This window comes from Deltaproteobacteria bacterium, from assembly GCA_016213065.1.
Taxonomy (GTDB): Bacteria; UBA10199; UBA10199; order SPLOWO2-01-44-7; family SPLOWO2-01-44-7; genus JACRBV01.
This window is the reverse complement of sequence record JACRBV010000133.1, coordinates 1-6,342: the sequence shown is the minus strand read 5'-3', so window position 1 is coordinate 6,342 and position 6,342 is coordinate 1. Positions and strand designations below refer to the sequence as shown.

Annotated in this window: 6 protein-coding genes; all 6 read left to right on the top strand. The window is 44.6% G+C overall.

All coding sequences use genetic code 11. The features are described from left to right. Positions 1 to 3 precede the first annotated feature (3 nt). Positions 4 to 1,425: a sigma-54-dependent Fis family transcriptional regulator gene (locus HY877_07760; GenBank protein ID MBI5300167.1), complete on the top strand. Its 1,422-nt coding sequence runs from the start codon at positions 4 to 6 to the stop codon at positions 1,423 to 1,425. A gap of 231 nt (positions 1,426 to 1,656) precedes the next feature. After that, positions 1,657 to 3,081, top strand: coding sequence for a sigma-54-dependent Fis family transcriptional regulator (locus HY877_07755; protein ID MBI5300166.1), 1,425 nt, complete (start codon positions 1,657 to 1,659; stop codon positions 3,079 to 3,081). Between the two features lie 228 nt (positions 3,082 to 3,309). Next, positions 3,310 to 4,692: a sigma-54-dependent Fis family transcriptional regulator gene (locus tag HY877_07750; GenBank protein MBI5300165.1), complete on the top strand. Its 1,383-nt coding sequence runs from the start codon at positions 3,310 to 3,312 to the stop codon at positions 4,690 to 4,692. Beyond that, positions 4,692 to 5,027, top strand: coding sequence for an STAS domain-containing protein (locus HY877_07745; protein MBI5300164.1), 336 nt, complete (start codon positions 4,692 to 4,694; stop codon positions 5,025 to 5,027). The genes HY877_07750 and HY877_07745 overlap by 1 nt, the downstream gene beginning before the upstream one ends. Further along, the gene (locus HY877_07740) at positions 5,014 to 5,400 is read left to right on the top strand and encodes an ATP-binding protein (GenBank protein MBI5300163.1); all 387 of its coding nucleotides are present in this window, start codon (positions 5,014 to 5,016) and stop codon (positions 5,398 to 5,400) included. Before HY877_07745 ends, HY877_07740 begins: the two co-directional genes overlap by 14 nt. Beyond that, a partial coding sequence (locus HY877_07735; GenBank protein ID MBI5300162.1) for a SpoIIE family protein phosphatase occupies positions 5,393 to 6,342 on the top strand: 950 nt, incomplete at its 3' end. The genes HY877_07740 and HY877_07735, both read left to right, overlap by 8 nt.

Sequence of the window (6,342 nt, the reverse complement as noted above, 5' to 3'; positions counted from 1 at the left end):
TCTATGGTCCAGGGTCCCAAAGGAGGTATCGTGGCCAATATTTTGATCGTAGATGATGAATTAAGTATTCGCAAAGCGCTGGAAAAATTTTTGACGGAGCTCAAATATACCGTCTTTACGGCCGGTGATGGGGAAGAGGCTTTAAAAATTCTGGGACGAAACAACATTGATCTCGCGCTGGTTGATCTGGTCATGCCGAAAATGGACGGCATCCACTTTATCCGTGAAATGAAAACAGCCTCCCCTGATGCGATTCCAATCGTTCTGACCGGTTTCGGAACAATCACCAGCGCAGTCGAAGCCATTAAAGTCGGAGCCTATCACTATCTCACCAAACCTTTTGAACTCGATGATATTGCATCGCTCATTGAAACAGCTCTGGATCACAAACATTTAAAATTTGAAAACAGGACTCTTAAAAAACAACTTCATGAAAAATATAAATTTGAAAATATTATCGGAAAAAGTGATTCCATGTTTTCCATTTTTGCCTTGATTGAAAAGGTGGCTGAAACCGACAGCACCGTTCTTATTTTGGGAGAGAGCGGCACCGGCAAAGAATTGATTGCAAAAGCCATCCATTTCAACAGTCTTCGCAAAGATAAGCCGCTTGTTACCGTCAACTGCGCAGCAATCCCGGAAGATCTTCTGGAATCCGAACTGTTTGGTCATATGAAAGGATCTTTTACGGGGGCCAGCGCCACAACAGAAGGGCGTTTCCGCTCGGCCAATGGCGGAACCATTTTCCTCGATGAAATAGGGGATATGAGTCCCAAGTTGCAGGTCAAATTGTTGCGCGTGCTTCAGGAAAAAAAATTCGAGCCGGTCGGATCCACACAGACTCAAGAGGTGGATGTTCGCATTTTAGCCGCGACCAATCAAAATTTGGAAGATGCTGTCAAAGCGGGGCGGTTCCGTGAAGATCTTTACTACCGGCTCAATGTGATCCCCATTCATCTCCCGTCATTGAAAGAAAGACCGGAAGATATTCCTCTGCTGATCGCCCACTTTATAAACAAATACACATTGGAAACTGGAAAGAAAATCTCTGGCATTACAGATTCGGCGAAAAATATTTTACAAAATTATTCCTGGCCCGGCAATGTGCGCGAATTGGAAAATATGGTGGAAAGAATCGTTATCCTCAAAGAGAAGGGGTCTGTTGATGTGGAAGATCTTCCACCGAAAATCAGGGGAGACACGCGTATTCAACCCGGGCAAACACACATGCAGATTCCCGAAACGGGCATTTCTTTCAAACATGCCATCTCCAATTTTGAAAACGAACTGATTTTGAAAGCGCTTCAGCAAACCGGGTGGAACAAAAACAAGGCCGCTGTTTTATTAAAATTAAATCGGACGACTCTAGTTGAAAAAATCAAAAAGAAGGGTTTGGAAGAGGAAATTGAAAAACTTGGCGGTTAAATTTATGGGCATAAAAACCCCGCTTGTCATCCTGAACACATTCGCTTCGCTCAGTGTAAACTCCGTGAAGGATCTATTTGATAATAAAGTGGATTCTTCACGAAGTTTACCCCGAGCCCGAGCAGATTCTTCGCGGAGTTTATCCTGAGCCCGAACAGATTCTTCGCTTCGCTCAGAATGACAAAGCGAAGGGCTCAGAATAACAAATATGAAATTATTGGGAGGTAACTTATGTTTAAAACGATTGACCTGCTGATTGTCGAGGACGACGAGTCGATGGTGAAAGTACTTGAGCGCCTCGCCAAAGATAATAACTGGAATTATCGTACCGCAAAAACAGGAGCCGAAGCTCTGGAATGTTTAAACAGAGAAATCTTCGCCGTGGCTCTGGTTGATATCAATCTGCCCGGTTACAACGGTCTTCAACTTTTGGAATACGCCAAATCGAATCATTTTCTTACGGAAATTATCATGATTACCGGCGTTGGAAGTGTGGAGTCCGCCGTCTCTTGTATTAAAATCGGAGCCTATGACTATCTCACTAAACCTTTTGATGATATTCGCAAAGTCTCCACCCTCGTTGAAAAAGCAAAAGAACGCCATGAACTGGTCCAAAAAATTAAACAACTGGAACACAGTGATAAAGACCAATATCAGTACGAAGGTCTTGTGGGAAAGAGTTCCAAAATGCAGGAAGTTTATCAGTTGATTGAAAATATCGCCCCGACGAACGCCACGGTCCTCGTTATGGGAGAATCGGGAACGGGAAAAGAGTTAGTTGCCACAGCGATTCACCGTCACTCCAATAGAAAACACAAACCGCTCGTCGTGATCAATTGCGCCGCCATTCCGGAACAGCTTTTGGAATCGGAACTTTTTGGACATAAGAGAGGATCCTTTACAGGCGCCATCGGTGATAAGCGCGGTCTGTTTGAAGAGGCCGATACGGGCACGATCTTTCTGGATGAAATCGGTGAAATTCCCGTCCCTTTGCAGGTCAAATTGCTTCGTGTTTTGCAGGAAGGGGAAATTCGCGAGGTGGGGGGAAATATTTCCCATCATGTGGATGTCCGTCTGATTGCCGCAACAAACAAGGATCTCCCGCAGATGATAAAAGAGGGACGTTTTCGTGAAGACCTTTATTATCGACTCAATGTCATCAATATCAATCTTCCCGCTTTGAGAAACAGAAAAGAGGATATTGCCCTGCTTGCCTACCATTTCCTCAAAAAACATACGGAACGTCTTAAAAAACACGTCGATAAAATTTCGGTCGACGTTTTGCAAACCCTGCAAAATTACGATTGGGTGGGAAATGTTCGGGAACTTGAAAACGTCATTGAAAGGGCTGTTGTACTGGTACACGGAGACACCATTTACGCCAAAGACCTGCCCCCGCATGTGCTCGGAGAATCTTTTTATCTCGCGGAAGAATTGGGATCCAAAGATCTGACACAGTTCTCGTACCAAGAGGCAAAAGACAAAGCGCTTTCTTCTTTTAACCGAAGTTATATTGCGAGTCTGCTGAAACAGAGCAATGGAAACATTTCCATTGCGTCGGAGAAGGCCGGTATGGATCGTTCCAATTTCAAAAAAATTATCAGACGGTACAATATTGATATTGGAGAATTCAAAAGCCATCCGGTAGAAAAGTAAAAATATATGATCATCTTTAAAAACTCCGATTGTCATCCTGAACCCTTCGCCATCATTGTCATTCTGAGCCCTTCGCTTTGTCATTCTGAGCGAAGCGAAGAATCTGTTCGGGCTCAGGATAAACTCCGCGAAGAATCTGCTCGTGCTCAGGGTAAACTCCGTGAAGGATCTACTTGATAACAAAGTGGATTCGAAGCGTAGCGAGGAATGACAAATTGCAGGTATCTTATGACACTCCCCAAACTTCTCATCGGGTGTGATAAAAAAGTCTTCGGCGGCGGTATTCGAAAACTGCTTGAAACCATCAAAATGGAAGTGCGCGTTTTTTCGTTGGACACTCTCCACACCAAGCTCGCCTTTGAGTCTCCGGATGCGGTATTAATGGTTGCCGAAGATTCCATCAAACAACTTTTTCCGCTGATTGAAGCTATCAAACAATTTGATGACAATTTACCGATTATCGTTTTGAGTCCTTCCAAAAATATTGAAGAAGCCGTGAATCTTATGAAACTTGGAGTTTTTGATTATCTCACTTCACCCCCCGATCCCGCCCGTTTACAAATGACTGTTCAAAATGCTTTGCGTCTCTACAAATTAACAAAGAGGGTATTCCTTCTGGAAAATCAATTGGGAGCCACCAGACAACTCGATGAAATGATCGGAAGCGCGCCCTCCATGCAATCTGTTTTTCAGATGATTCAAAATGTCGCAAAAACAAGTGCGACCTCTCTGATTTTGGGAGAATCCGGTACAGGCAAAGAGCTGGTGGCAAAAGCCATCCATCGTTTGAGTGGCCGAAAAGATCGGCGTTTTATCGACATCAATTGCGGCGCCATTCCACAGGGACTTTTGGAAAATGAATTATTCGGACATGAAAGAGGATCCTATACCGGCGCAGATCGCCAATACATCGGGTGTTGCGAAAGGGCTGACGGAGGAACCCTTTTTCTCGATGAGATCAGTGAAATGAATCCTCTACTTCAGGTCAAGCTTCTGCGCTTTTTGCAGGAAAGGCAGTTCATGAGAGTGGGTGGCACACAACCGATTAATGTGGACGTGAGGATTCTTGCCGCAAGCAACCGAAATCTGGCTGACGCTGTTTCCAAAAACCAGTTTCGCGAAGATCTTTATTATCGGCTGAATGTTGTTTCCATTGTTCTGCCTCCGCTCCGGGAGAGAAGGGAAGATATTCCTCTTCTCGCGAAACATTTTCTTGAAAAATACGCGCACAAAAATGAAAAAATATTTCTCGATTTCACACCAGAAGCCATGGAGGCTTTGATCAACTACAACTGGCCCGGAAATATTCGCGAACTTGAAAACACCGTTGAGAGAGCCGTTGTTTTACATAACGACACCAAAATCAAACTGCAATATTTGCCGCCGCATATTCAAAGTCTCCAGAAGCAGGAATCACGCACAAACGCGCTTACCACAGACAGACCCGTGTCTCCAGACGGCAAAGTTCTTCCTTTAACTCTGGTGGAACGTTATGCTATTGAAGCGGCGTTGAAAGCCTGCACCGGAAATGTCGCCATGGCCGCCAAGCGGTTAAAAATCGGGCAGGCAACTTTATACCGAAAAATAAAACATTACGGCATTCGGGCTTAATGATGCAGATCAAAACAGAACAAAAAGAAAAGGCGTTGGTTTTGTCTCTCCACGGAAATCTGGATGCTGACTCCGTCAGCGGTTTTAAAAAAACAAGTTATAAATTGGTTGATGAGGGAGTGCGTTTTCTCGTGATCGATTGTTCAGAGCTTGCATTCATTGACAGCACGGGTCTCGGCGCGCTCATTTCGCTCTTAAGAAAACTGCGCATGCAAAATGGTGATCTGAAAGTGGCCGGCCTCAACAATGAAGTTCGCTCTGTCTTTGAAATCACCCGTCTGCATCGCCTTTTCGACATCCTTCCAAACGTCCAAACGGCCTGTGAAAAATTTTAACCTTCATTTTGAAACCCAATCCGACTTCGGTTATCTTCCTTTTCTGACGCGCATTTTCAAATCCCTTAACGTGCCTCACCCACAAGCCTTGACACAAATCCTGATTGAGGCCTACACCAACGCGGTGATCCATGCCCACCGCCGCAAAAAAGAAAAATGGATTGGTCTTTCTTTTTTCATCTCACCAAAAAAAATTTTAATCCGGGTTGTGGATCAGGGACCCGGCATCAAAAACAAATTACTACGAAAAAAATTTTCACGGTGGCAGACACATGGAAGGGGCCTTATGCTGATTCGAGCCAATGCGGACAAGGTTACAAATAAAAAAAGAGGGCGTCTCCATATTTTTGAGGCGGTGAGATTTTATGCCTAAAAAAGAACCTCTGGAAATTATCCATCTTTTGTCGCGGGCCATCTCTCAGGCCGCGAAACTTGAAGAAGTCTATGACATCATGCTGGATGAACTGGTCAACACCTTTGGCGTTGAACGCGCTTCCATCATGCACTTCCAGCCGAAATCAAAAACTTTGAAAATTGTAGCGGCAAGAGGAATGGATCCTGAAATCTGGAAAAACATTTCCATTCCGGTGGGAGAGGGGGCCAGTGGCGCCGCTTTTTCAAAAGCAAAACCGGTTTTGATTGAAAAGAAAAAAATGAGTCCCAAATACAAAACGCATTCCTACATGATCGCCCCTGTTCTATCTTTTCCGATGAAGGTGGGAAAAACTCCCATCGGTGTTATTAATGTCACCGACAAAAAATCGAGAGAACCTTTTACTCAGTCCGATTTAAAATTGCTCACCATTTTGTCCGATCAAGTCGCCGCCTACATGCACCTTTGCGATTTATTGGAGAGAGTCAAAAGCGGCGAACGAGCTAAAATGCAGCTGGAGATGGCCCACACCATCCAGCAAAGACTTCTGCCTGCTACACCTCCGAATATCAAAGGAATTGATGTGACCGGTTTTCTTTTGCCTGCGCAAAAAGTGGGAGCGGACTATTATGATTTTTTTTCCATCGATGGCAAAAATCTGGAATTATGTATTGCGGACGTTTCGGGACACGATGTCAGCAGTGCACTTCTTGCCTTCGCTCTCCGTTCCTGCATTCATAGTGAGTCCCTTCACAACGAAACTCCGGCCGCGCTAGTAACCGCCATGAACAAACTTTTGTTTAACGATCTGTTGAAAGCGGAACAATTTATTTCTTTGGTCTACGCCAAATTCCAACCGCAAACAAAAATACTCACCTACACAAACGCGGGACACAATCCGCCTTTGTTATGGAAAGCCCGCGAGAAAAAAGCAGAGTGGTT

Bases quoted from the DNA above. Each gene is read 5' to 3' on its own strand.
- HY877_07750 (MBI5300165.1), top strand. From the start codon at position 3,310: ATGACACTCCCCAAACTTCTCATCGGGTGTGATAAAAAAGTCTTCGGC.
- HY877_07760 (MBI5300167.1), top strand. From the start codon at position 4: ATGGTCCAGGGTCCCAAAGGAGGTATCGTGGCCAATATTTTGATCGTA.
- HY877_07755 (MBI5300166.1), top strand. From the start codon at position 1,657: ATGTTTAAAACGATTGACCTGCTGATTGTCGAGGACGACGAGTCGATG.
- HY877_07745 (MBI5300164.1), top strand. From the start codon at position 4,692: ATGATGCAGATCAAAACAGAACAAAAAGAAAAGGCGTTGGTTTTGTCT.